General features: G+C 73.5%; 19 protein-coding genes. 12 read left to right on the top strand and 7 right to left on the bottom strand.

All coding sequences use genetic code 11. The features are described from left to right. The first annotated feature begins 334 nt into the window (after positions 1 to 334). The 3 genes from AMK25_RS15435 to AMK25_RS15425 are packed head-to-tail and all read left to right on the top strand — an operon-like array spanning position 335 to position 2,918. Positions 335 to 2,008, top strand: coding sequence for an AMP-binding protein (locus AMK25_RS15435; RefSeq protein WP_073829048.1), 1,674 nt, complete (start codon positions 335 to 337; stop codon positions 2,006 to 2,008). Beyond that, positions 1,998 to 2,252, top strand: coding sequence for a glutaredoxin family protein (locus AMK25_RS15430; protein WP_073829047.1), 255 nt, complete (start codon positions 1,998 to 2,000; stop codon positions 2,250 to 2,252). The genes AMK25_RS15435 and AMK25_RS15430 overlap by 11 nt, the downstream gene beginning before the upstream one ends. Positions 2,253 to 2,276: 24 nt before the next feature. Then, entirely contained in the window at positions 2,277 to 2,918 is a 642-nt protein-coding gene (locus tag AMK25_RS15425) for an HAD family hydrolase (RefSeq protein ID WP_073829046.1), read from the top strand. Between the two features lie 80 nt (positions 2,919 to 2,998). Here the strand turns inward: AMK25_RS15425 and AMK25_RS15420 are convergent, their stop codons facing one another. Both AMK25_RS15420 and AMK25_RS15415 read right to left on the bottom strand, forming a co-directional pair. Beyond that, positions 2,999 to 3,667 (bottom strand): LuxR C-terminal-related transcriptional regulator, encoded by a 669-nt coding sequence (locus AMK25_RS15420; RefSeq protein ID WP_073829045.1) that lies wholly within the window; start codon positions 3,665 to 3,667, stop codon positions 2,999 to 3,001. Between the two features lie 66 nt (positions 3,668 to 3,733). Further along, the gene (locus AMK25_RS15415; protein WP_073829044.1) at positions 3,734 to 5,038 is read right to left on the bottom strand and encodes a sensor histidine kinase; all 1,305 of its coding nucleotides are present in this window, start codon (positions 5,036 to 5,038) and stop codon (positions 3,734 to 3,736) included. Positions 5,039 to 5,428: 390 nt separating this feature from the next. On the opposite strand from AMK25_RS15415, the gene AMK25_RS15410 reads away from it, so the two are divergent. The 6 genes from AMK25_RS15410 to AMK25_RS15385 all read left to right on the top strand — a co-directional run bounded on the left by AMK25_RS15410 (position 5,429) and on the right by AMK25_RS15385 (position 12,260). Beyond that, positions 5,429 to 6,199: a redox-sensing transcriptional repressor Rex gene (locus tag AMK25_RS15410; RefSeq protein WP_073829043.1), complete on the top strand. Its 771-nt coding sequence runs from the start codon at positions 5,429 to 5,431 to the stop codon at positions 6,197 to 6,199. Continuing rightward, the gene (locus AMK25_RS15405) at positions 6,196 to 7,569 is read left to right on the top strand and encodes a glutamyl-tRNA reductase (RefSeq protein WP_073829042.1); all 1,374 of its coding nucleotides are present in this window, start codon (positions 6,196 to 6,198) and stop codon (positions 7,567 to 7,569) included. The genes AMK25_RS15410 and AMK25_RS15405 overlap by 4 nt, the downstream gene beginning before the upstream one ends. Next, positions 7,566 to 8,552, top strand: a complete 987-nt coding sequence (hemC, locus tag AMK25_RS15400) for a hydroxymethylbilane synthase (protein WP_073829041.1) — start codon at positions 7,566 to 7,568, stop codon at positions 8,550 to 8,552. Before AMK25_RS15405 ends, hemC begins: the two co-directional genes overlap by 4 nt. Then, positions 8,549 to 10,129, top strand: coding sequence for a uroporphyrinogen-III synthase (locus AMK25_RS15395; protein ID WP_073829040.1), 1,581 nt, complete (start codon positions 8,549 to 8,551; stop codon positions 10,127 to 10,129). Before hemC ends, AMK25_RS15395 begins: the two co-directional genes overlap by 4 nt. 14 nt (positions 10,130 to 10,143) lie before the next feature. Continuing rightward, complete coding sequence (hemB, locus tag AMK25_RS15390) at positions 10,144 to 11,127, top strand: porphobilinogen synthase (RefSeq protein WP_073829039.1); 984 nt, start codon at positions 10,144 to 10,146, stop codon at positions 11,125 to 11,127. Positions 11,128 to 11,624: 497 nt separating this feature from the next. Next, positions 11,625 to 12,260, top strand: coding sequence for a helix-turn-helix domain-containing protein (locus tag AMK25_RS15385; RefSeq protein ID WP_241826367.1), 636 nt, complete (start codon positions 11,625 to 11,627; stop codon positions 12,258 to 12,260). 32 nt (positions 12,261 to 12,292) lie between these two features. Here AMK25_RS15385 and AMK25_RS15380 read toward each other — a convergent pair whose 3' ends face one another. From AMK25_RS15380 to AMK25_RS15370, 3 genes are all read right to left on the bottom strand, one after another. Next, the gene (locus tag AMK25_RS15380; RefSeq protein WP_073829037.1) at positions 12,293 to 15,565 is read right to left on the bottom strand and encodes a lamin tail domain-containing protein; all 3,273 of its coding nucleotides are present in this window, start codon (positions 15,563 to 15,565) and stop codon (positions 12,293 to 12,295) included. 91 nt (positions 15,566 to 15,656) lie between these two features. Beyond that, positions 15,657 to 16,673: a GNAT family N-acetyltransferase gene (locus tag AMK25_RS15375; protein ID WP_073829036.1), complete on the bottom strand. Its 1,017-nt coding sequence runs from the start codon at positions 16,671 to 16,673 to the stop codon at positions 15,657 to 15,659. A 67-nt stretch (positions 16,674 to 16,740) separates the two neighbouring features. Continuing rightward, positions 16,741 to 18,078: a murein transglycosylase gene (locus AMK25_RS15370; protein WP_443189913.1), complete on the bottom strand. Its 1,338-nt coding sequence runs from the start codon at positions 18,076 to 18,078 to the stop codon at positions 16,741 to 16,743. 37 nt (positions 18,079 to 18,115) lie between these two features. Here AMK25_RS15370 and AMK25_RS15365 point away from each other — a divergent pair, with 37 nt between their 5' ends. After that, a complete protein-coding gene (locus tag AMK25_RS15365) occupies positions 18,116 to 18,331 on the top strand; it encodes an FmdB family zinc ribbon protein (protein ID WP_073829034.1) in 216 nt (71 codons plus the stop codon). A 155-nt stretch (positions 18,332 to 18,486) separates the two neighbouring features. Then, on the top strand, positions 18,487 to 21,300 hold the full coding sequence (locus tag AMK25_RS15360) for an ATP-binding protein (RefSeq protein WP_073829033.1): 2,814 nt from the start codon (positions 18,487 to 18,489) through the stop codon (positions 21,298 to 21,300). 61 nt (positions 21,301 to 21,361) lie between these two features. Here AMK25_RS15360 and AMK25_RS15355 read toward each other — a convergent pair whose 3' ends face one another. Next, entirely contained in the window at positions 21,362 to 21,907 is a 546-nt protein-coding gene (locus tag AMK25_RS15355) for a phospholipase (RefSeq protein ID WP_073829032.1), read from the bottom strand. A 160-nt stretch (positions 21,908 to 22,067) separates the two neighbouring features. Next, positions 22,068 to 23,732, bottom strand: coding sequence for a glycoside hydrolase family 10 protein (locus tag AMK25_RS15350; protein ID WP_073829031.1), 1,665 nt, complete (start codon positions 23,730 to 23,732; stop codon positions 22,068 to 22,070). 272 nt (positions 23,733 to 24,004) lie between these two features. On the opposite strand from AMK25_RS15350, the gene AMK25_RS15345 reads away from it, so the two are divergent. Next, positions 24,005 to 25,498 (top strand): amino acid permease, encoded by a 1,494-nt coding sequence (locus tag AMK25_RS15345; protein WP_073829030.1) that lies wholly within the window; start codon positions 24,005 to 24,007, stop codon positions 25,496 to 25,498. The last annotated feature ends 12 nt before the right edge of the window (positions 25,499 to 25,510 follow it).

Here is a 25,510-nt window from a genome sequence, read left to right as displayed (position 1 = left end):
CGACTCACGGCAAATGGGGTGAGCCGACCCGAGTGATGATAGGGCCAACGTCACCCACGCGTGGCAAGTCCGTTACACAGAGCGGAAGTATTTCCCGCCGGATCGCACGGATGGCGGACCCGTTGTCCGTCGCGTGTGGTTGACTTTCGCACCGGATCGTGGTCCGCAGTGGAAAGTCCTGGTCGGAGCAGATTTTCTTTCCGCTCGGCGTGTCGCGAAGGCGGCTCGCACGGGTCGCCCCGGGCTGCTCGGCGCGCGCCGTTGGAGATCGTTGTCCCGTGCCGGGGAATCCCACCGTACTGCATTCCCAGTCCCGTGTGGCGGACCCGGCGCCGTGTCCGGGCATGGTCCGGCGGACGCGGCTGTGCCAGACTCAGCCACCGTGCAGGACGCCGCCGAAAGCTCCGCGCTGAACCTCGCCGACCAGGTCCGCCGGGCCGCCGCCGAACGGGGCGACCGGGCCGCGCTGCACTGGCGCGAGCGGACGCTCACCTGGTCCGAGCTGGACGACGCGGTCACCGCCACCGCCCGCGCGCTGGTCGCCGACGCGCCGCCGGCCGCCGGAACGCAGCATCCGCCCCGGGTGGCTGTCGCGTTCGGCAACACCCCGGACTTCGTGGTCACCTACCTCGCCGCGCTGCGGGCCGGCCTGGTCGCCGTACCGGTCAACCCCGGGCTCACCGCCCGCGAACTGCGGCACGTGCTCACCGACTCCGGCGCCGCGGTGCTGGTCGGCGCGCCCGAGGTGACCGGCCGGGTGGACCGCGCCGAACTGCCCGGGCTGCGCGCCGTGCACACCGCGCCGCCGGTGGGCGGCGACGCCGGGCCGGTCCGGTTCCCGGCCCGCTCCGGCGACGACCTGGCCGTCCTGCTCTACACCTCCGGCACCGAGGGACGGCCCAAGGGCGCGATGCTGTCGCACCGCGCGCTCGCCGCCAACCACGACCAGACCGACCGGATCGAGCCGCCGGTCCTCGGCCCCGACGACGTCGTGCTGCTCGCACTCCCGCTGTTCCACGCGTACGGGCTGAACACCGCGCTCGGCGCCGTGGTGCGGCACGGCGCGACCGGGGTACTCGTCGACGAGCCCACGGCGGGGACGCTGGACGAGATCGCCCGGCACCGCGTCACGGTGCTCGTCGGCGTACCGTCGATGTTCCTGACCTGGGCCGAGGCGGAGCGTGACCCGGCCGCGGCGCTGACCTCGGTGCGCGTCGCGGTGTGCGGCGCGGCGCCGCTGCCGCCGGCCGTCGGCGCGCGCTTCACCGAGCTGACCGGGCACCCGGTGCACGTCGGCTACGGGCTCACCGAGACCGCGCCGGTGCTCACCTCGACGCTCGTCGGCGGCGAGCCGAAGCCCGGCTCGATCGGCCGCCCGCTGCCCGGCGTCGAGCTGCGCCTGACCGGCGCCGACGGCGCCGAGCTGTGGCGCGACGGGGTGCCCGCCGACGAGCCCGACGACGACGAGATGGACCTCTCCGACGAACTGGCCGGCACCGACCCCGGGCAGATCGTGGTGCGCGGTCCGAACCTGTTCGCCGGTTACTGGCCGGACAGGCGGGGCGGGCCGGACCCGGACGGCTGGTGGGCCACCGGCGACGTCGCGTACGCCGACGGCGACGGCGACCTCTTCCTGGTCGACCGGCTCGGCGAGCTGATCCTGGTCAACGGCTTCAACGTCTACCCGCACGAGGTGGAGCTGGTGCTCCAGGCGCACCCCGGGGTGGCCGAGTCGGCGGTCCTCGGCGTGCCGCATCCGCGGACCGGCGAGACTGTGCGGGCGTACGTGGTGCGGGCGGCCGGTCCGGCGGTGACGGCGGACGACCTGCTCGCCCACTGCGCGCGTAACCTGGCCCGGTTCAAGTGCCCGACCGCCGTCGAGTTCGTCGACAGCCTGCCGTACTCGGCGATCGGGAAGGTGCGCAAGACCGAGCTGCGCCCGGCGCCCGCGGTGCCGTCGCCGTCGCCGCCGACCGAGATCCGCACGGAGGTATCCGATGTCCAGTGACCCGAGGCTCATCCTGATCACCCGGCCCGGCTGCCACCTGTGCGACGACGCGAAGGCCGCGCTCGACCGGGTGGTGGCGGTCACCGGTGACCGCTGGGTGGAGCGGGACGTCACCGGCAACCTGGAGATGGAGCGCGACTACGGCGACCGGCTGCCGGTGGTGCTGCTCGACGGCAAGGAGCACGGCTACTGGCGGGTCGAGGAGGACCGGCTGCTGCGCGACCTGACCACCCCGCAGCTCTAGCACTATGGTGCTCGGGTGACGGGTATGCGACGCCACCTCGTGTGGGACTGGAACGGAACGCTCCTCGACGACCTCGACCTGGTGGTCCAGGCCACGAACGTCGCCTTCGCCAGCGCCGGCGGGCCGGCGGTCACCGCCGCCGAGCACCGGGTGCGGTTCCGGCGGCCGATCGCCGACTACTACGCCGAGATGCTCGGCCGGGCCGTGGACGCCGACGCGTTCGGCACGCTCGACCGGGTCTTCCACGACGCGTACCGGGCCGGGCTGACCACCTGCGCGCTGGCCGCCGACGCCACCACCGCGATCGAGTCCTGGGAGGGCAGCCAGTCGCTGCTGTCCATGTGGTTCCACGACGAGCTGGTGCCGACGGTGCACACGTACGGGCTGACCCCGCACTTCCGCCGGGTGGACGGGCTGCGCGCCACTGTCGGCGGCGGGCGCAAGGCCGAATGGCTGGAGAAGCACCTGGCCGAGCTGGGGCTGGGTGGGCACGAGGTGGTGCTGATCGGCGACTCGCTCGACGACGCCGACGCCGCCGCCTCGGTCGGCGCCCGCTGCGTGCTCTACACCGGTGGCCTGTCCGACCCGGACCGGCTGCGCGCCAGCGGCCACCCGGCCGCCGACACGCTCACCGACGCGGTGACAGTGGCCCGCACCCTGTCCTGACCTTCATGATCGTCACCACTTCGGCGAGGTGGTGGCATCGGGGTGCGCCGGACCCCACCACCTCCCCGACCTGGAGTGGATCACCCCGGGGCCAGGCCGCGCAGGTGGGCCAGGACGGCCAGGACGCGGCGGTGGTGGGTGGTGGCGTCCGGCGGCAGGTCGAGCTTGGTGAAGATGTTGCGGACGTGCTTCTCGACCGCGCCGTCGCTGACCACCAGCGCCCGGGCGATGGCGGTGTTCGAGCGGCCCTCGGCCATCAGCGCCAGCACCTCGCGCTCGCGCGGGGTCAGCGACGCCAGCGGGTCGTCGCGCCGCCGCCGGACCAGCAACTGGCTGATCACCTCCGGGTCGAGCACCGTGCCGCCGGCCGCCACCCGGGCCAGGCCGTCCAGGAACTCGTCGATCGCGGCGACCCGGTCCTTGAGCAGGTAGCCGATGCCGCCGCCGGCCCCGCCCGCGGTGTCCAGCAGGTCGTCGGCGTACGACACCTCGACGTACTGGGACAGCACCAGGATCGGCGTACCCGGCACCCGGCGGCGGGCCTCCACCGCGGCGCGCAGTCCCTCGTCGGTGTGTGACGGCGGCATCCGCACGTCCACCACCGAGACGTCGGGCCGGTGCGTCACCACCGCCTCGACCAGGGCGACGCCGTCACCGACGGCGGCCACCACCTCGTGCCCGTACTCCGTCAGCAGCCGGATCAGCCCCTCCCGGAGCAGTACGGCGTCGTCCGCGATCACCACCCGCATGGGTCCGGTGTCTATCACGCCCGGACCCGGCGCCCGTCGGGCGGGCCGGGTCCGGGGCGTGCCGGTTCACCTGGGCAGTTCCGCGTGGACCCGGGTCGGTCCGCCCTCCGGGCTGGTCACCGCCAGCGTGCCGCCGGCCGCCCGGACCCGGTCGGCGATGCCGCTGAGCCCGTGTCCCTTCGCCAGGTGGGCGCCGCCGACGCCGTCGTCGGTGACGGTGATCTCCAGCCGGCCCACCTTGCGGGTCACCTCCACCCGGCAGGCGTTCGCCCGGCTGTGCTTCGACACGTTCGTCAGCGCCTCGGCCACCACGAAGTACGCGGTGCTCTCCACCCCGGGGTCGAGCCGGCCGGCGGCGGTGCCCAGGTCGTCGTCCACCACCAGTTCGGTCGGCACCAGCGCGCGGGCGGCGAGCGCGGCGAGCGCGCTGGGCAGGCCCCGGTCGACCAGGATCGGCGGCGCGATGCCCCGCGAGAGGGCGCGCAGCTCGTCCAGCGTCTCCCGGGTCTGCGCCACGGCCTCGTCGAGCGTCTGCCGGGCCGCCTCCGGGTCGGCGGTGAGCTGGTGGCGGGCCCGGCCGAGGTCCATGGCGAGCCGGACCAGCCGCTGCTGCGGGCCGTCATGGATGTCGCGCTCCAGCCGGCGCAGGGCGACCGCCTCGGCCGAGGCGGCGGCGCGCTTCTGCTCCTCCAGCGTGACGATCCGCTGCCGCATCTCGGCCACGCCGGTGAGCAGCGAGTACGCCAGCCCGGCCTGGAGCCGGGCGCAGCCGCGCGCCACCAGCGGGAGGGTGAACAGCGCGAACAGCCCGATCGCGGTGTTCAGGGCGATCCGCGCGCCCGCCCCGTCGCCCATCCCGAGCAGCTGGCTCAGGTCCTGCTCGTCGACGCCGCGCGGGATGGCCCAGTCGTAGACGACGTAGAGCGTGCCGCCCAGGGCCAGCACCCACCAGACCACGAGCACCACGAACGTGGGCAGGGCCACCAGCAGCCGGACGAACGCGTGCAGCAGGTCGAGCCACGACTGCGCGTCCCGGATCGGGGTGAACACCCGCCGCCAGAACCCGGCGCCCGGCTCCGGCCGGCGGTAGACCGGGCGTACCCGGGGCCGGTCCAGCACCCCGGCGAGCCGGAGCCGCTCGATGTCGGCCAGCCCGCGGGTGGCGTACAGGAAGCCGGCGAGGATCGGCAGGCCGAGCGTGGTCACCAGCAGCCCGGCGCTCAGTGAGATCCCGACCACGGCGAGGACGAAGCCCACGATGGCCAGCGGGAGGCCCAGGAGTACATAGGCGGAGTCCCGGCCGAGGCGGCGCAGGAGGCCGAGGACGGGCGACGTCGGGGTGGGCGCGGTGGCCAGTGGTGCTGCGGTCATGGTTCGAGGCTATGGGCGTACGACCTGCCGACCCATCCCGCACGCTGGCCTCTTCGGGGTGGGGTTCTCCCTACTGCAAAACGTGAGACTCGCCTCGCCACGCCGGTGACGGAGCGCTACGGACCGCGCGCGATTGGTCAGGGAAGTCGGGATTGAGCAATAATCGCCACGCGCCGCCAAGGGATGCGGTCGATCGATCTTGCGAGAATGGAGGGGCAGGTGAAGGCGCGTCGCGAGCTTTCAAGATCGCGATTTGTGCACCCCTTCACAAGCGCCTACTCTGTAGTTCCGACGCGCCCTGCTAGCACAGCCGGCAACAACGGTCGCCAGCGGGAGTCCCGAAACGACCGGCCCCTGTCGCTGGTCGAGGATCGCACCGCACGGAGTCTCATGAGTCAGCACCGTCAACCAGGCGCGCCCGGTCGCACCGGTGCCGTACCGGCGCTTCCGGACCTGCCCGAGGCGACCGTGTCCCGGCTCCCGGAATACCTGCGTGCGCTGCACGCGCTTGCCGACTCCGGCCACGAGACGGTGTCCAGCGAAGGGCTCGCGAACGCCGTCGGCGTCAACTCCGCGAAGCTCCGCAAGGACCTGTCCCACCTCGGCTCGTACGGCACCCGTGGCGTCGGCTACGACGTGGCGCTGCTGGTCGACCAGATCTCCTCGGTGCTCGGCCTCACCCAGTGCCGGGCCGTCGCGCTCGTCGGCGTCGGTAACCTCGGTCACGCGCTGGCCGGCTACGACGGCTTCGCCAACCGCGGCTTCCGCATCGCCGCTCTCCTCGACGCCGACCGGTCCCGGGTCGGCGAGCTGATCAACGGGCTCGTCGTCCAGCACATCGACGAGCTGCCCCAGGTGGTCGCCGAGGAGGCGATCTCGATCGGCGTCATCGCCACCCCCGCGCCGGCCGCCCAGGCGGTCGCCGATCAGCTGGTCGCCGTCGGCGTGACGAGCATTCTCAACTTCGCGCCCTGCGTACTCTCGGTCCCGGAGGGGGTCGACGTGCGCAAGGTCGACCTCGCCATCGAGCTGCAGATCCTGTCCTTCCACGAGCACCGCAAGGCATCGCTGACCGCGCTTCCCGCCACCGGCGGGTCCGCCCTCACCGCCCTGCCCGGCGGTCTCGCGGCCACCGAAACCCAGGAGGCGATCGGCACGTGAAACTGCTCGTCGTCGGCGCGTCCTACCGCACCGCACCGGTCGCCACCCTGGAACAGCTCGCCGTCCCGCCCGCAGACCTGACCCGGACGCTGGACCGCCTGATCGCCCAGCCGTACGTCGCCGAGGCCGTCCTGGTCTCCACCTGCAACCGGGTGGAGGTCTACGCGGCCGTCTCCGGGTTCCACGGCGGACTCGGCGACATCTGCGCGGTCCTGGCCGATCAGGCCGGCTGCCAGCCGGCGGCGCTCGCCCCGCACCTCTACGTGCACTACGACGCCGCCGCCGTGGACCACGTCTTCCGGGTCGCCGCCGGGCTCGACTCGATGGTGGTGGGCGAGGCGCAGATCCTCGGCCAGCTCCGCGACGCGTACCACTCCGCCGCTGGCGCCGACTCGGCCGGCCGCCTGCTGCACGAGCTGATGCAGCAGGCGCTGCGGGTCGGCAAGCGCGCGCACGCCGAGACCAACATCGACCGGGCCGGGCAGAGCGTGGTCACCGCCGCCCTCGACCTCGCCGCCGAGCTGCTCGACGGCGAACTGGCCGGGCGGCCCGCGATGATCGTCGGCGCCGGCGCGATGGGCTCGCTGGGCGTGGCCACGCTGTCCCGGCTGGGCGCCGGCCCGCTCACCGTGACCAACCGGGGCGCCGCCCGCGCCGTCCGGCTCGCCGAGTCGTACGGCGCGTCCGCCGTGCCGATGGCCGAGCTGATCACCGCGCTCGCCGACGTCGACGTCGTGGTCGCCGCCACCGCCGCCACCGAGCCGGTGCTCACCCGCGACGTGGTGACCCGGTCGCTGGCCCGCCGGGACGCCGACCGGGGCCCGCTGGTCCTGCTCGACCTGGCCGTGCCGCGCGACGTCGAGGCGGGCGTCGCCGAGCTGCCCGGCGTCGAGGTGATCGACATCGACCGGATGGCCGCCGTGCTCGCCGACGGGCCGGCCGCCGCCGACGCCGCCGAGGTGGCCCGGATCGTGGCCGGTGAGGTCGAGTCGTTCCTGAGCTGGCTGCGCGGCGCCGACGTGGCGCCGACGGTGGCCGCCCTGCGCGGCCGGGCCGACGACGTGGTCACCACCGAGCTGCGCCGGCTCGGCCAGCGCCGTCCCGACCTCAGCGACGAGCAGCGGGCCGAGGTGGCCCGCACCGTGCACCGGGTCGTGCAGCGGCTGCTCCACCAGCCGACCGTACGGGTCCGCCAGCTCGCCGCCGAGCCCGGCGGTGACCAGTACGCGGCGCTGCTGCGCGAGCTGTTCGACCTGGACGTTCCGCAGACGTCCCCGGTCGACACCGTTCCCGACGTGGTCGCCACCGATCTCGACGGGCGGCCGTCGTTCGACGCCGCCGACATCCCGCCCACCGGAGGTGCGCGATGACCGCCCCACTGCGCCTCGGCACCCGGGGCAGCGCCCTGGCGATGGCCCAGTCCGGCCATGTGGCCGAAGCCCTCACCGCGGCCACCGGCCGCCCGGTCGAGCTGGTCGAGGTGGTGACCGCAGGCGACAAGTCCACCGCCCCGGTGCAGCGACTCGGCGTCGGCGTGTTCGTGTCCGCGCTGCGCGACGCGCTGACCGCCGGTGAGATCGACTTCGCCGTGCACTCGTACAAGGACCTGCCCACCGCGGCGGCGCCCGGCCTGCACGTCGCGGCCGTGCCGCCCCGGCAGGACCCGCGCGACGCGCTGGTGGCCACGAACGGTCGTACGCTCGCCGAGCTGCCGCCCGGCGCCCGCGTCGGCACCGGCGCGCTGCGCCGGATCGCCCAGTTGCACGCGCTGGGCATGCAGTTGGAGGTCGCCCCGATCCGGGGCAACATCGACACCCGGGTGGCCCGGGTGCTCGGCCCGGACGCCGACCTCGACGCCGTCGTGCTGGCCCGCGCCGGGCTCAACCGGATCGGCCGCGCCGACGTCATCACCGAGACGCTCGACCCGATGCTCATGCTGCCCGCGCCCGCTCAGGGTGCGCTGGCCGTCGAGTGCCGGGCCGACGACCAGGACGTGATCGAGATGCTCGCGCTGCTCGACCACGAGCCGTCCCGCGCCGCGATCACCGCGGAACGGGCGCTGCTGGCCACCCTGGAGGCAGGGTGCAGCGCACCCGTGGCCGCGTACGCCGTCCTCGCCGAAGGCGAGATCACCGAAGAGGGCGACGTGATCCAGGAGATCTACCTGCGCGGTGCGGTGATCAGCCCGGACGGTACTCGTGACCTCCGGCTGTCCCGCACCGGAACGCCCGCCGACGCGGCGGAGATCGGCAAGGCACTCGCCGCCGAACTCCTCGAACTCGGCGCCGACTCGATCCTCGGCCAGGACGCACAGGCCGGCCCGGGGACCCAGCAACTTGGGAGCACAGAATGACCCGCACCCGTAAGCCCGTAGGCCAGATCGCTTTCGTCGGGGCGGGCCCCGGCGACCCCGGCCTGCTGACCCGCCGGGCGCTGGACGCCCTGGTCGAGGCCGACCAGGTGGTCTACGACCGGGGCGTACCCGAGTCGCTCCTGGCGCACGTCCGCGCCCAGGCCCGGCCCGACGCCGAGTTCAGCCCCGCCGAGGGCGTACCGGGGGACGTGGCGAAGGTGCTGATCTCCGCGGCCCGGGCCGGGCAGAACGCCGTGCACCTGGTCTCCGGTGACCCGTTCGGCCACGACTCGGTGGTCAAGGAGGTGCAGGCGGTCGCGCGTACCGCCGCCCACTTCGAGGTGGTGCCGGGCGTCGGCCAGGCCGAGGGCGTCGCCACCTACGCGGGCGTCCCGCTGCCGGGCGTACGCACCGCCGCCGACGTCGAGGACGTCACCGCGCTCGACTTCGACGCGCTCGCCACCGCGGTCGGCCGGGGTTCGCTGGCGCTCGCCGTGGACGCCGGTGACCTGGCCGCCGTCCGGGACGGTCTGCTGGCCGCCGGGGTCGACGGCACCACAGCGGTCGGGGTGACCGGCGACGGCACCGGCGAGACGCAGTACACCACCACGTCGAGCGTCGACTCCTTCGTCGCGGCGGCGCTCGGCTTCACCGGCCGGGTGGTGCTCACCGTCGGCGCGGCCGTCACCGACCGCGACAAGCTGAGCTGGTGGGAGAACCGCCCGCTGTACGGCTGGAAGGTGCTGGTGCCCCGCACCAAGGAGCAGGCCGGCGTGATGAGCGCCCGGCTGCGCGCGTACGGGGCGATCCCGTGCGAGGTGCCGACCATCGCGGTCGAGCCGCCGCGTACCCCGGCGCAGATGGAGCGGGCGGTAAAGGGCCTGGTCGACGGCCGGTACGCCTGGGTCATCTTCACCTCGGTCAACGCGGTCCGGGCGGTGTGGGAGAAGTTCGCCGAGCACGGCCTCGACGCCCGCCACTTCGGCGGCGTCAAGATCGCCTGTATCGGGGACGCCACCGCCGAGGCGGTCCGCGCCTTCGGCATCCAGCCGGAGCTGATTCCCTCGGGGGAGCAGTCCTCCGAGGGCCTGCTGGCCGAGTTCTCGCCGCACGACGAGGTCCTCGACCCGGTCGGCCGGGTGCTGCTGCCGCGCGCCGACATCGCGACCGAGACCCTGGCCGCCGGGCTCACCGAGCGGGGCTGGGAGGTCGACGACGTGACCGCGTACCGGACGGTGCGGGCGGCGCCGCCGCCGGCCGAGATCCGCGACGCGATCAAGTCGGGCGGGTTCGACGCGGTGCTGTTCACCTCGTCGTCCACGGTGCGGAACCTCGTCGGTATCGCCGGGAAGCCGCACGCGCGCACGGTTGTTGCAGTCATCGGGCCCAAGACGGCGGAGACCGCCACCGAGTTCGGCCTGCGGGTCGACGTGCAGCCGCCGCACGCCTCGGTGCCCGACCTGGTGGAGGCGCTCGCCGCCTACGCCGTCGAGCTGCGGGAGAAGCTCGCCGCCATGCCGGCGAAGCAGCGCCGGGGCTCGAAGGTGCAGGGCCCGACCGCCCTGAGGTTCCGCTGACAGGAGGCTCCCTCATGCCGTACCCCGAGATCCGGCCCCGCCGGCTGCGCCGCAACGCGGCCGTGCGGCGGCTGGTCTCCGAGACCCGCGTCGACCCGGCCGAGCTGGTCGTGCCGATGTTCGTCAAGGAGGGGCTGACCGAGCCGAGGGCGATCGCGTCGCTCCCGGGAGTGCTCCAGCACTCCCGGGACTCGCTGCGCAAGGCCGCCGCGGAGGCGGTCCAGGCCGGGGTCGGCGGGATCATGCTGTTCGGGGTGCCGGCGACGCGCGACGAGACCGGCTCCGGTGGCATCGACCCGGCCGGCGTGCTCAACGTGGCGATCCGGGACGTGATCGCCGAGGTCGGCGACTCGACAGTGGTGATGAGCGACCTGTGCCTGGACGAGTTCACCTCGCACGGGCACTGCGGCCTGCTCACCCCGGACGGCGGGGTGGACAACGACGCCACGCTCGCCGCGTACGCGGACATGGCGGTGGCCCAGGCCGCCGCCGGGGTCCACGTGGTCGGCCCGTCTGGGATGATGGACGGCCAGGTCGGCGTGGTCCGCAAGGCGCTCGACGCCGCCGGGCACCAGGATGTCTCGGTGCTCGCGTACGCCGTCAAGTACGCCTCCGCCTTCTACGGCCCGTTCCGCGACGCTGTGGAGTCGGCGCTGGAGGGCGACCGGCGTACCTACCAGCAGGACCCGGCGAACCTGCGGGAGTCGCTGCGCGAGGTCGAGCTGGACGTGGCCGAGGGCGCCGACATGGTGATGGTCAAGCCCGCGCTGCCCTACCTCGACGTGGTGTCGGCGGTCCGGGCCGCGGTGGACGTTCCGGTCGCCGCCTACCAGGTCTCCGGCGAGTACGCGATGGTCGAGGCGGCCGCCGCGAACGGCTGGATCGACCGGGAGCGCGTGATGCTGGAGACGCTCACCTCGATCCGCCGGGCCGGCGCGCAGATCATCCTCACCTACTGGGCGGTCGAGGCGGCCCAGTTGCTGCGCCAACGCTACTGACCCTCGCCTCGCCTCGCCTCGCCTCGCCTGGCCGGGCGTCGGGCCCGGGAGCGGGCTCGCGCCGGCGTCGGCGCCGTGTCGTCGGCGAGATCCGCGGGAGATGCGTCGCCTGGCGTTATCCACAGCAGGACGCGGTAACTCGACGTAATTTTCTGTGCGGGAGACGGCATTACCTCCGGTCGACTTTGCTCTGCAACCACGGGCGCAACTGTCACGAAACGTGAGCGCCGCCTAGATGGCTGCAGAGCAAAGTCGCCCGAGGCAATCTTCCCTGGCCCAGCCTTGCCGGGCATTATGTCCGCTTGGTTGCTTTCATTCCGCCAACGCGTCGCTCGCCTTGGCGGTGCTGATAACGCACAGTGATGTCACGCTCCGTGTGGCTTTAGTGGGGCGGCCGACGCCGCGGCGAGGTCTGGTCGGACGCCGGATCCCGGGTTTTCCACAGGGGCGGGGAGCGGGGTTGCCGGGCCGACGCGCTCGGCGGGACCGTGGGCGGCGTGACAGACATCGCCGACACCGGGCCGGAGGCGGCCACCGGAGCAGGTGCCTGCGCCGCGCCGGAAGCGACTGTGGCGACCCCCGCGCCAGCGGCCGACGGCGGGCCTGCTGCGGACGGCGGGCCGGCGCTGCTCACCGAGCCGTTCGACGTCCCGTTCCCGGCGCCGGGGATCATCCGGGCGGTGCGTCGTCGGGCCGACGCCAGCCAGCGTGAGCTGGCCCGGTTCGCCAGGGTGCATCCGAGCACGATCGGGCGCATCGAGGCGGGCAGCCTGACCCCGAGCCTGGCCATGCTGTCGCGCATCATCGGCACGGCCGGCTTCCGGCTCGTGGTGGTCGACGAGGCCGGCACGGTGCTCAAACCGATGCGTGACCGGGCTGACCTGCGTGACGGCGCGGAGCGGCGGTACCCGTCCCACCTCGACGTCGTCACCGACCCGGAGCCGGGGGAGTGGTGGGCCGACCGCTACGGGCTGGCCCGCCCGCCGGAGACGTTCTACCGCGACAGGGCGGTCCGGGACGCGCTGCGCCGCCGTAGCCAGTGGGAGGTGCGGGTGGCCAAGTACCGGAACGTGCCGTCCCCGCCGGACCCGCAGCGGTGCGGATACCGCGGCGGCCCGCCGATCCGCCCGTGAGCGAATCGACGGGCCGCCCCGCGAAACACCTGTCAGTCGTCGTTCAGGATCGTCCCGACGCCGGACGGGTCGGCGAGCCGCAGGCCCGGCACACCCGCCACGTACAGCGTCAGCTTCTCGTCCGCCTCGCGCTTGCGGTCGCCGCGCACGGTGACCGGGAACGCCAGCGACGTCTGGCCCGCGGGAAGCAGCTTGCAGCCCACGTACGGGTCGTAGTCCGACCCGGCCTGGGCGGTCGTGCCGTAGGTGGTCGCGCAGATCAGGGCCGGCTCGGAGAGCGGGCGGGACACGGTGACCGTGAAGGTCATCGCGCGGGTGCCCTTGTCGCCCTCGGCCACCGAGGTGTCGGCAACGCGCAGCGAGGCGCGCGAACGGAACCGGGCCACCTGCGGATCGTGGTCGCTGGCGCCCCGGTCGCCCAGCTCCGGCGCGTCGGTCGGGTAGTCGGCGTTGATGTGCGCCGTCCGTACCTGCACCAGGTCGTCGTGCATCGGGTCGTTCACGAAGAGGTTGTCCAGCGTCTGCGCCTGGCCGCTGAAGGTGTACGAGTACGCCGACGCCGGCGCGTCCGCCACCAGGTCGTCCCAGAGGTTGTGCAGTCCGGCCTCGTACAGCGGAGCGAGCTGGTCCGACGGGGTCGGGTTCTGGGCGGTGGCGATCGGGTCGTCCGGACGGGGGAAGACGTTCAGGTCCCCGCCGTAGACCACCCGGGCGTTCGGGTCGCTCGCCTCGACCGCCGCGACGATCGCGGCGCCGTACGCGGCCTGCTCGCGGCGCTGCCCGACCCGGCTGTCCGGCCCGGACGAGAAGTGGTTGGCGACCGCCCAGAGCGTGAACCGCTCGGTCGAGCCGGGCGCGGCCTTCACGGTGAACCGGGCCAGCTGAGCCGCGCGGGTGTAGACGTTGCTGCCGTCCACACCGGTCGACCGGTCCACGTCGGCGGGCAGCACCGCGTTGAACGCCTTCGGGTTCTGCACGTCCGTGTTGGACCCGAGCGCCGCCGAGCGGTACTGGACAGTCGGCGCCGAGCCCAGCAGCGGGTCCGCGGCGGTCGCCTCGGCCAGCGTGAGCCGGTCGGTGCGGTAGAGGAACGCCGAGGCGATGCCCCGGGCGTCCGCGCCGGTGCGGTCGTACGCGGCGGCGTAGGCGGGACCGCCGTTGGCCGCGATGGCCAGCGCCAGCTCCTGCACGGTGTCCGGGGCGCCGTCGGCGTTGTTGGTGTCACCGCACGCCAGAGCGCCGTCGACCACCGAGCAGATGTCCTGGTCCTCGGCCTCCTGCACCAGGATCAGGTCCGGGCTGTGCAGCGAGTTGACGATCTGCCGGGCCTGCGCGGCCAGCTTGGCGGCGTACGCCTCCTGGCTCGCCGGCACGTAGTCGAACGGCGGGCTGACCCCCGTGCATCCGGTGTTGCCGGCGAAGTCGCAGCCGTCGAACGGGTCGTCCCGGTAGTCGTACAGGTTCTCCACGTTGTAGGTGGCGATCGCGACCTCGCTGCCGCGGTCGGCCGGCTGCGGCGGGTGGTTCGCGGCCGGGTCCGCGCCACCGGTCAGGGTGAGCTGCTCGGGCTGCACGCTGTACTTGCTGAACGCGTACGACACGGAGCCGTAGGCGTCCTCGGTCAGCGTGTCGAACGTACGCGCCTCGGGCAGCAGCGCGCCGGAGTCACCGGCGGTCGCCTTCACACCGCCGGCCCCCAGCAGGATGCGCTGGTTGTTGCCGTTGTCGAAGAGCGTGCCGGGGATGTCGTCGAGCGGGTGCGCGTCCCGGAACACCCGCCGGGCGTACGGGTCGGACCGCTTCATGACCGGGTCCTCGCGGTCCAGCACGTAGATCTCGGAGTCGGCGGTCGAGGAGTAGATGTGCCGGGGCGCGGAGACGCCGCTGCCGGCGCGGACGCGCATCCGCTCGCCCTCGTGCCGCTCCCAGAACAGGTCGGCGGCGGCCGCCTCGGCCGGCGGGACCGCGTCGTCGACGCGGACCACCGTGTCCACGTCGAGGCCGGAGTCGAGCTTGCGGACCAGCGAGGCGCCGGAGAGCTGGGTCTGGTTGAAGTACTCGGAGACCCGGCCGCGCAGCACGACCTCGTCGCCGACGGTGGGGGCGTACCCGCCGATCAGCGTGGTGAACGAGCCCATGAAGACGAACAGACCGTCGGAGGTGAGCGGGTCGCCGTCCTCGGTGCCGAGCCGGCTCTGCAGGTAGAAGCCCCACTGGTCGGCCCCGGCCGAACTGCGGGTCAGCGACATACCGGTGATGACGCCGCGCACGTCGTACAACGTGGAGCTGGTGCCGTTGCCGCTGGCCGGGGCGAGCGGCGAGCGGTCGGCGCGGCCGTCCTCGTCGTCGCCGGTGCGGCCCTGCACCTCGCCGATCGACAGCACGCTGGTGGCCTGCACGCTGAGCGTGCAGGTGGCGGTGTCGCCCTCGTCGTCGGTGGAGGTCACAGTGACCGCGTAGCTGCCGGCCGGCAGGCCGGTGGCGGTCAGCGTGGCGGTGGCCGTGCCACCGTCCCCGGCCGCCGGGGTGAGCGCGGTACGGCTGATCGAGCCGCTCGTCGGCGCCGGCACGACGGCGGTGACCGCGAGGTCGGTGATCGTGTCGTCGGCGTCGGTGGCGGTCACCTCGCGGGTCGCGGTGGCGCCCGCCGACAGCGTCAGCGCGCCGCCGCAGGCGAGCGTCGGCGGCTGGTCGACCGGGCCGCCTCCGCCGACGGTGTGGCTGCCCAGCCCGTCGAACGTGTCGGTGGCGAAGCCGGCCCACTGCGCGGCCGGGTCGAATGGGTCCGCCGGGTCGGTGTCGCCGGCGGTCACCGAGGGCAGCCGGCGCAACGTGTTGTCGGCGGTGCTGGTGAGCCCGCTGCCCCACTCGGTGCCCGGGTCGGCGCCGACCTGGCCGATGGAGTCGACCACCGTGTCACCCTTGTGCAGCACGATCGCGTCGTCGCCGTTGAACAGCGACCCGCCGTACGTCTGGTCGGCCTGGGCGAGGATCGCGGGCGCGGCCGACGCGGCGGCGAAGACGAACACGTCCCCGGCGGCGACGGTGCCGGTCAGCGCCACGTTCGTCGACGTGCTGGCGCCGTTGAAGTAGAGCCGGAGCTGGTAGCCGCCGGCGGCCAGGTCGACCGGGGCGCCGGTGCCGTTGTACAGCTCGACGGCCTTGTTGTTGGACGACCCCTCGACGTACTCGGAGATGAGCAGGTCGGTGGGCGCGGCGCTGGCCGCGGGGGGTGCGACAGCGATCGCCGTGAGGGTGACGGCGGCGGTGGTCGCGAGCGCGGCGAGGGTGCGGCGCGGGCGCATGGGGCCTCCACGGTGGGTGGACAGGAACTAACGAACGTTAAGGCTCTCGTGGGTCCACCGTCCAGCCCTTCGATGGCCGTCCGGTGAACGGTCAGCGGTGACTGTCCAGCCGGTGCACCAGCTCGGCGACGTCCACTCCGTACTCGCACCAGTCACGGTCGGGGCGGTAGCCCAGCTCGGCGTTGACCTTCAGCATCGACTCGTTGTCCTGCGCGTTCCAGGTCTGCACCTCGACCAGCTGGGGCTCGGCGGAGCGCAGCTCCAGCAGCATCCGCGCCTTGATGGCCCGGTCGATGCCGTAACCACGGTGGTCGTGGACGACGATCGTGTCGTACTGGTCGGCCCGGGTCGGGTGCTGCGCCGGCACCACCACCTCGGTCAACCCGGCCACGTCCCCGGTCTGCTCGTGCAGCGCCAGCACGATGTACGGCTTCATGCCGCGCCGGTGCAACGTGGCGAGACTGTCGCGCAGCCGGTCCGGGTCGTAGGAGCTGGGCCGCAGTTCCACGTCGTCGGAGTCGCGCACCTCGGCCTTGGCCCGCGCGTACGCCTCGATCAACTCGTCCGGCGGCCCGCCCGGCCAGAACTCGACCCGGTAGCCCGCGCCCACCTCGGCGGCCATCTCGGTCAGCGCCGGCCAGTCCACCGTGCGCAGGTCGAGCACGCTGCGGGTCTCCACGTAGTCGCGGGTGAAGCCCAGCGACTCGTAGAACGCCACGGCCGGGGTGTCGCCGACCACCTCCACGCCGATCGACTGGAAGCCCTCGTCCCACACCCGGCGGGCGGCAACCCGGACCAGGTCACGGCCGAGCCCGGTGCGCCGGACGGCCGGGTGCACCAGAACCTCCAGTACGCCGATGCCGCCCAGCAGCAGCACGTGCACGTGCCCGACGATCGCTCCGGGCGTGCCGTCCGGAGCGTCGTCCTCCTGCGCCACCCAGGAGATCCGCCGCTCGCCGGGCATCACCTCGGACAGGTACTCCCGCATGGAGCTGTCCCGCCAGGGCGGGTCCTGCGGCAGGTCGGCCGCCAGGACCGCGTTCAGCGTGTCCAGCAGGGACGCGATCTCGGCGGACGAGGCGGTCCGAGGGTTCCACTCGCGCACCATCACCCGTCTAGCTTGCCGTCAACCGCTGCTGGGGGGAAGGGTTCAGTCCGCGAATGTACGCGAGCGGTCACCTCACGTTGCGGCTGAGCCTGCCGTACTCGTCGGCCTTGTCGAAGACGGCCTGGGCATAGCGGCGCACATCGTTGTAGGAGAGGATGGCCCCCCACCAGTCGCCCGGGATGGTCATGTTCCGGCCGCCCTTGCACAGGTACTGGCCGGCGGCCAGCGCCGCGTCGTCGATGTCGTGCGGGTTCTTCACGCCGTCGTTGTCCGCGTCCGCCCCGATCTCCTGCCAGGTGGTCGGGATGAACTGCATCGGGCCGAGCGCCCGGTCGTAGACGCGGTCGCCGTCGAGTTGCCCCTGGTCGGTGTCGAGGATCCGGGACCGGCCGCCCTGCCCGTCGAGCGGCTGCCCCTTGATCTCCGGCAGCGCCCGCCCGTCGGGCCCGAGCGTGGCGCCGTTGGCCGAGCCGTGCCCGGACTCGACGTGCCCGATGGCGGCGAGCGTGGTCCAGCTCAGCTGGCAGGCACGGTTGGTCTGGGCGAGCACCAGCTCGGCATACGCGTACGCCTGGAGCGCCACCACCGGGATGGCGGTGACCGCGCTGACCCGCCTCGCCCAGTCGGCCAGCGCGTCGGCGGGGCGGCCGGTGGGCGGGGCGACTGTCGCGCCGCCGGGCAGTGGCGTTCCGGTCGGCGCGGCGGTGCCGGGCAGCCCGGACGGGTCCGGGAACAGGGGCGTCGCGGCGGGCGCGGCGGTGCGCGCCACGCTCGGTTCCGGCAGGGCCTCGTCGACCGACGCCGGCCTGCCGACGGCGGCCGGCACGATCACCGCGCCGGCCGTGGCGGCGACGCCGACCAGGGCGAGCAGGAACAGCGCCGGCAGCGTGGTGCGCCCGGCGGGGCGGCGGGACCAGGCGCGGGTGGCGTGGGCCGCGCCGACGGCGAGCTGCCGCGGCCGCGTGCGGACGGCGTGCGCGAACGGTACGCGCCGACGCCGCCCGCCGCCCGGCTGCGCGTCCGCGTCCGCCGCCTCGTCCTTCGCCTGCGGCTCCGCTTTCTCGCCGGACGGGGCATCCGCGTCAGGCTTGATCTCCGTGTCGGCTCCGGCATCCGGCGCGCGCCCCGGCTTCGCGCCCTGCTCGGGCCGCGGCTTGGCGCCCGAGTCGGGCTCGGCGTCTGCACCTGCGGCCGGCTTCGCACCCGCGTCGGCTCCGGGCTTCGCGCCTGCATCCGTGCTCGGCGCGCCGACCGTGGCGTCCGGGTCGCGGGCCGGGTCGGCGGGGAGGGGATCGCGGCGGGGTCGGGGGACGGGCCGGGCATCGCCGTCGGGCGGCGCTGCGGGTCGCAGGGGCCGGGCCGTCGCTCGCCGTTCGCCGTCCACCACCCGTCGAGTATCACCCATCCGTGTGACGGCGTCAGGCCCGCCGTAGGCTGATGTCATGCCCCGGTACGAGTTCCGTTGCCGCGCCTGCGGCGACACCTTCGAGGTCAACCGCCCGATGGCCGAGGCCGCCGAGCCGGCCACCTGCCCGCAGGGCCACGCCGACACGGTGAAGCTGCTCTCCGCTGTCGCCGTCACGGGGCGTGGTGGATCCGGCCCAACCGGTGGGATTCCCAGCGGTGGAGGTTGCTGCGGCGGCTCCTGCGGCTGCTGAGTTTCCGCCGCTCGTCCCGCGGGTCGAACGGCCCCTTGCCGCCCGTGTGATCTTTTGGCACCTTGGGTCGGAATCCGCCCAACCGTTCTCACGATGCGTGACGGCGCGATCATAGGGCAGCATGGACCCGACGTCAGCGGGCGGAGGTTCGACGTATGTCGCCAGGACACCACCTCCCCAGCGGGTGGGTGACCTTCGTGTTCACCGACATCGAAGGTTCGACCCGGCTGGCCCGGATGCTGGGTCCGGTCTACCGGCCGGTGCTGCACGAGCATCGCCGGCTGCTGCGTGACACCCTCGCCGGCACGGACGGGGCGGAGCTGCTGACCGAGGGCGACTCGTTCTTCCTGGCGTTCCCGGACGCCGCCGCCGCGGTGCACGCCTGCCTGACCGCGCAGCGCGCGCTCGCCGGCCACGAGTGGCCCAACCCGGACGCCACGCCCCGGGTCCGGATGGGTCTGCACACCGGCTACGCCGAACCCCGCGACGGCGAGTACGCCAGCCCTGAGGTGCACCGGGCCGCCCGGGTGGCCGCCGCCGCGCACGGCGGGCAGGTGCTCTGCTCGGCCGCCACCGCCCGGCACGCCGAGCCGCTGCCGGACGGTGTGTCCCTGCTGGACCTCGGCCTGCACCGGCTGCGCGGCTTCGACGACCGGGAGCGGCTGTTCCAGCTCGTCGCGCCCGGGCTGGAGCGGCGATTCCCGCGTCCGCGTACCGCCGACGCGACGGCCCACAACCTGCCCACCCAGGTCACCACGTTCGTCGGCCGGCAGGCCGAGCGCGCCGAGCTGGGCCGGCTGGTCGAGGCGTACCGCCTGGTGACGGTGCTCGGCGCGGGCGGCGCCGGCAAGACCCGGTTAGCCGTGGAGCTGGCCTCCGGGATCGTCGAGGACTACCCGGACGGGGTCTGGTTCGTCGACATCGCCGCGGTGACCGACCCGGGGCTCGTGGCGTTCGAGATCGCCGCCGTGCTCGGACTCCGCCCGGAGCCCGGCCGTCCGATGCTCGACACCCTCGTCGAGTACGCGGCGCCGCGCCGGATGCTCGTGCTGCTGGACACCTGCGACGCCCAGACCGCCGCGTCGGCCGAGGTGATCAGCCGGCTGCTGGCCGGGGGCCGGGGGGTACGGGTGCTGGCGACCAGCCGGGAGTCGTTCGGCGTACCCGGTGAGGTGGTGTGGCGGATCCCGCCGCTGTCGGTGGACGAGGGTCCCGACGGCGGCAGCGACGCCGTGGCGCTGCTGCTGGACCGCACGGCAGTGGCCCGGGGCGGGCGGGCCCCGGAGGCGGCCGAGCAGGCCGACCTGCACCGGGTGGTGCGCCGTCTGGACGGGCTGCCGCTGGCCATAGAGCTGGCCGCCGCCCGGCTGCGGGTGCTCTCCGCCGGGCAGCTGGCGGAGCGGCTGGACGACATGCTGGGCACGCTCGACGCGGGACGGGAGACGGCGGAGCCGCCGCCGGTGGAGGCGGGCTGGAGCGGCAACCAGCAGGACACTGTGGACCTGGTGGCCGCGGCGACCGGCGCCGCCCCGCCCACGCCGGCGACCCGCGCGGTGCAGCGCTCGGCCAGCGAGCGGCACCTGACCATCCAGGCCACCGTCACCTGGTCGTACCGGACGCTCGGCGCGCGTTCGGCCCGGCTGCTGCGCTGGATGGCGGTGTTCGCCGGACCTGTGGACCTGCCCACCGTGCAGTGGCTGCTCGGTGAGGACCCGCTCGATCCGCTCTCGGTGCTCGTGGACAAGTCGATGGTGCTGGCCGAGCCGCACGCCTCGGGCAGCACGTACCGGATGCTCGACCCGATCCGGGCGTACGCGGCCCGGCGGCTGGTCGAGGCGGGCGAGGAGCAGAGCGCCCGGGACCGGCACGTCGACTGGTGCCGGCACGCGCTGGACCGGGCATGCCTCGGGCCGGACGGCCGTCCCGTGACGCTCTCCCTGTACGCGCTGGACCCGCTGGCCGGTGAGTTGCGGGCCGCGCTGCGCTGGTGCGCCACCGGCGGCAGCGCCCGGGCGGGACTGCGACTGGCCGGCGACCTGGACCAGTGGTGGCGGGAGCGCGGGCTGGCCCGGGAGGGGCGGCTCTGGCTGTTCCGGCTCTACGGCCGGCTCGCCGAGACCGGCGAGGTGATGCCGGAGGCCGAGCTGGCCGCCGCGTACCACATGCATTCGCTGCACGCGGGCGCGGACGGCGAGTTCGGCGAGGAGCTGCGGTACTCGCAGCGGGCCGAGGCGGCCGCCCGGCAGTCCGGCGACCGGGGTCTGCTGGCCCGGGTGCTGGCCGGGCGCGCCGCGCCGCTTGTCGACATGGGCCAGTTCGCCGAGGCGGAGCGGGTCTGCCGTGAGGTGATCGACTGGGCGTACGCGCAGGACGTGGTGGGGGACGCGCTGCTCGCCGTCTACAACCTGGCCGAGCTGCTCTGGCGCCGCGGCGCGCTGGACGAGGCCGCCGACGTGCTCGCCGCGGCCCGCCCGGTCGAGGCGTCCCGGCCGGCGGAGCGGGGCGGCCGTTCGGTGGACATGCTGCTCGGGATGGTGGCGCTGGCCCGGGGTGACCTGGTCGCGGCGCACGAGCACCTGCTGGTGGCGTTGCGGTCGCGGATGAGCCACGGCTACCTGGGCCGGGCCTGCGACACGATAAACGCGATAGCGGTGCGCTGCGCGCTCGCAGGGGACGCGCTCGCCGCGGCCCGGCTGTTCGGCGCGGCGCAGGCCACCCGGTCGAACCTGCGGGCCACGCCGGGAATATACGGCCCGTACTGGGCGGCCCGGCAGGCGGAGCTGCGCCGGGTGCTGGGCGACGAGGCGTTCGACGCCGCGTACGGCGCCGGGGCGGGACTGCGGCTGGACGAGGTGGCGGCGCTGGCGCTGCACGTCGAGCACCCGGACCTGGCCGCCGACTCACCCCGGTTCGGCTTCACCGCGCAGGGCTCCTGGCCGGCGTTCCAGCCACGCAGCACGGCGGGCTGAGGCCGGCGACCGCTCCGGACCGCGTCGGGGAGCCCGCCGGGCGGCGGACTCCCCGGTCGCGTCAGGCGCGGGCGGCGGCGCGGCGTTCGGCGTCGGCCTTCATCCGGGCGGCGCGGTCGAGGTCGGCCTGGGACACGGCGGCGACCGAACCGAAGACGCTCACCGCCTGGTAGTACGTCCAGGCGAGGCTGTAGCAGGCGGGCCGGACCACCGCGTTGTACGTGGCGCAGACCCGCTTCAGGTCGGCGTAGAAGGCGTTGTCCAGCCGGGACTTGCTGGCCGAGAAGACGCCCATCGCCTTGTGGTTGCGGTAGCCGAAGTCGTGCCGGTAGCAGGAGAGCTTGAAGTTGAAGCCGATCGGGTTGTCCGGGCTCGACGAGCAGTAGTCGGTGGACCAGTCGAAGCCGTACTCGGTCCAGGGCGACCGGTTCTGCCGGGCGCTGTTCCAGGCGCTGTAGCTGGACGCGCTGGTCTGCGTCCAACTGGTCAGGACGGACAGCTTCTGCTGGGTGCTCACCGCGGCGGCGGCCGGTGTGGCCAGGCCGCCGAGCAGTGTGAGCAGGGCGAGTGTTCCGGCGGCGAGGGTGGTGGCGAGGCGACGGGACACGGGAACCTCCGCGGGGTGGTGGCCGGGATCTCCGGATGTCGACAAGTGTCGATCAAGCGGGTGAGCTGGGGCGATGCTGCGGGTGACGGCTCGCTGACATCCGCTCAAACAGACGAATGCCCCCGGGCCGGCGAGGCGGCCCGGGGGCATTCGGGGTGCATCAGCGTACGAAGCGCGGCGGGCTCGCCGGGCTCTCGTTCGCCAGCCGGTCCAGCGCTGTCACGTAGTAGGTGTACCGGGCGCCGTCGGCCGCCGTGGTGTCCACCCAGGACTGCACCGAGCCGTCGGTGGCCCGCACGGTGCCGACCAGGTTGGAGGCGTCCGCGAAGTCGCAGCGCCCGGCCAGGCCGTGCCCGTCGAACCGGTAGATCGCGTACGACGCGGCGGTGCCGAGCGGGCCCTTGCCGTCGGCCGGCTGCCGCCAGCTCAGGCGTACCCCGTCCGCCTCCCGCTGGGCCTTGGTGACCACCGGGAACAGCAGCGGCTTGCGCGGCAGGTGCGTCATGGTGGGCACCAGCGCCGGGCGGGAGTAGTGCTCGGCCGCGTAGATGTCGGTGGCGCCGAGCCGGTTCGCCCGGACCTGAACCGCGGAGAAGTGCACGTTGCCGAGCACCTCCGGGTACGACCGGTTGAGCGTCAGGTGGTTCGACAGCTCCTGCGGGTTCATCCAGAACGACCCGTACGCCGGGTCACCGCTCTTGTAGTCGGCCTGGCCGATGTAGAGCTGCACCCGCGTGCCGCGCACCTGCTCGGCCCACCACGGCACCAGCCGGGCGTAGTCGGCGGCCGGGTACTGGCCGATGTACCAGTAGAGCTGCGGCACGATGTAGTCGATCCACTCCTCCTTGACCCACTTGCGGGAGTCGGCGGAGATGATGTCGTACGACTGCGAGCCGGTGGTGTCCGAGCCGTTCGGGTCGGCCGACGCGTTGCGCCAGATGCCGAACGGGCTGACGCCGAACTTCACGTACGGCTTCACGGCCTTGATCTTGGCGTTCATCTCCTGGATCAGCAGGTTGATGTTGTCCCGCCGCCAGTCGGCCTTGTCGGTGAAGCCCCTGTTGTACGCCGCGAACGTGGCGTCGTCGGGCACCTGGTGGGTGCCGCTCGGGTACGGGTAGAAGTAGTCGTCGAAGTGCACGCCGTCGATGTCGTACCGCTTGACCGCGTCCATCATCGCGGTCTGGACGAACTCGCGGACCTCGGGGATGCCGGGGTTGTAGTAGAGCCGGCTGCCCGCGACCCCGGCGGGCGGGTAGGCGAAGACCCAGTCAGGGTGCTGGCGGGCCGGGCTGTCCGGGGCCAGTTGCGACAGGTCGGCGCCGGCGCCGCCGGGCGCGGGCATGGAGACGCGGTACGGGTTGAACCAGGCGTGGAACTCCAGGTTGCGCTTGTGCGACTCGTCGACCAGGAAGGCCAGCGGGTCCCAGCCGGGGTTCTTGCCGCGTACGCCGGTCAGGTACTCCGACCACGGCTCGTACGGCGAGGGCCAGAACGCGTCTGCGGTCGGGCGGACCTGGACCACTACGGCGTTGTGGTTGAGCTTCTGGGCCAGGTCGAGCCAGGCCAGGTATTCGGCCTTCTGCTTGGCCACCTGGTCCGGCGCGGTCCAGGAGTCCTTGGTGGGCCAGTCGATGTTCGTCACCGAAGCGATCCACATGGCCCGGAACTGGCGCTTGGGGGTGGCCGGGTCGGTGACGCAGTCGGTGGAGGGGGAAGTGGCGGTGCTGGTGTCGTCGGGTGCGGCCTGCGCCGGCGTGCCGGCGACCAGCGCGCTGAGCAGCGCCGCGGCCAGCGCGGCTGCTCCGAGCCGAGTTGCCTTCATGCGGTGCGGTCCCTTCGTCGGGTCCGGGGGGACGATCGGCGGCGGGTGTGCGGCAAGATTCGCCGCACTGTCCACGCCTCCGGTAGGAAACTTTCATCTATCCGTGCCCGGCGCAAGACCTTGACCGGTGATCGATGTCCCCGGGCCGTCCGACTCGGCCGGATCGTGACGATTCCGATACCTGCGGTGCGGGATTGGAGCGGAAAACGGCTGGGTAGCTAGCCGGCGTCAGACCGCCACCGTGGCGGCCACACGGCGGGGGAGGTGATCAGATGTCGGTCCTGCGTACCAAGCCGATCGGGGACGTGCTCGCCCAGGGCGACGCCGACGGAGAGGACGGCAAACCGGGACTGCGGCGCCGGCTCGGCGCTGTCGACCTGATGGGTTTCGGCATCGGCATCGTGATCGGCACCGGCATCTTCACGCTCACCGGTGTCGAGGCGCGCAACAGCGCCGGGCCGGGCGTGGTGATCTCGTTCGGCATCGCCGGCCTGGTCGCGCTGCTCGCCGCGCTCTGCTACGCCGAACTGGCCAGCAGCGTGCCGACCGCCGGCAGCGCCTACACCTACGCGTACGCGACGATGGGCGAGATCGTCGCCTGGATCATCGGCTGGGACCTGCTGCTGGAGTTCGCGCTCGGCGCGGCGGTGGTGGCCCGCGGCTGGTCCGGCTACCTCGCCGACCTGTTCGGCCTGCCCAGCGCCTGGTTCGCCGAGGAGGGCAGCGTCGTCAACCTCGGCGCGATCGGCATCGTGCTGGTGCTCGGCGTGGTCGCCGTCGTCGGCATCCGCGAGTCCGCCCGGGTCACCAACCTGCTCGTGCTGGTCAAGGTGGCGATCTGCGCCTTCGTCATCATCGCCGGGCTGTTCTTCGTCAAGGCGGCCAACCTCAGCCCGTTCATCCCGTCCGCCGAGCCGGCCGGGGCCGGGGACGACGGCATCAAGCAACCGGTCACCCAGGCCATCTTCGGGCTGGAGCCCTCCGTCTTCGGTTTCGTCGGGGTGCTCACCGCCGCCGCGGTGGTGTTCTTCGCGTACACCGGGTTCGAGGCCGTGGCGAACCTGGGTGAGGAGACCCGCAAGCCCAAGCGGGACCTGCCGCTTGGCCTGCTCGGCACGCTGCTCATCTCCACAGTGCTCTACATCGGCGTCTCGCTCGTCGTGGTCGGCATGGTCAAGTACACCGAGATCGACGAGGGTGCGCCGATCGCGTCCGCGTTCCGGGCGGTAGGCGCCGGCTGGGCGGCGGTGCTCGTCTCCATCGCCGCCGTCGCCGGGCTCACCAGCGTGATCCTGGTCGACCTGGTCGCCATGGGCCGGATCGGCTTCGCCATCGCCCGGGACGGGCTCATCCCGCCCGCCATCGCCAAGGTGCACCCGCGCTGGGGCACCCCGTACCGGATCGCCGGGATCATGACCGTCGCGGTGGCGCTGCTCGCCGGTTTCCTGCCGCTGTCGGCGCTGGCCGACCTGGTCAGCATCGGCGCGCTCTGCGCCTTCACGCTGGTCGCGATCGCGGTGCCGATCCTGCGCAAGCGCCGCCCCGACCTGGAGCGGCCGTTCAAGGTGCCGTTCTCGCCGGTGCTGCCGATCCTCACCGCCGTGGCGTGCCTCTACCTGAGCCTGAACCTGTCGGTGGAGACCTGGCTGCGGTTCCTCGCCTGGATGCTGCTCGGCGCGGTCATCTACTTCGGGTACGGCCACCGCAAGAACCGGCTCGCCCGGCGCGAGCACTCGGACACCCCCGAGCCCGCCCCCACCCCCTGAGGCGGGCCCCCC

Origin of the sequence: Micromonospora sp. TSRI0369 (assembly GCF_001905625.1) — a bacterium.
Taxonomy (GTDB): Bacteria; Actinomycetota; Actinomycetes; order Mycobacteriales; family Micromonosporaceae; genus Micromonospora; species Micromonospora echinospora_A.
The sequence above is the reverse complement of the archived record's forward strand: the minus strand, read 5'-3'. Positions and strand labels throughout refer to the sequence as shown.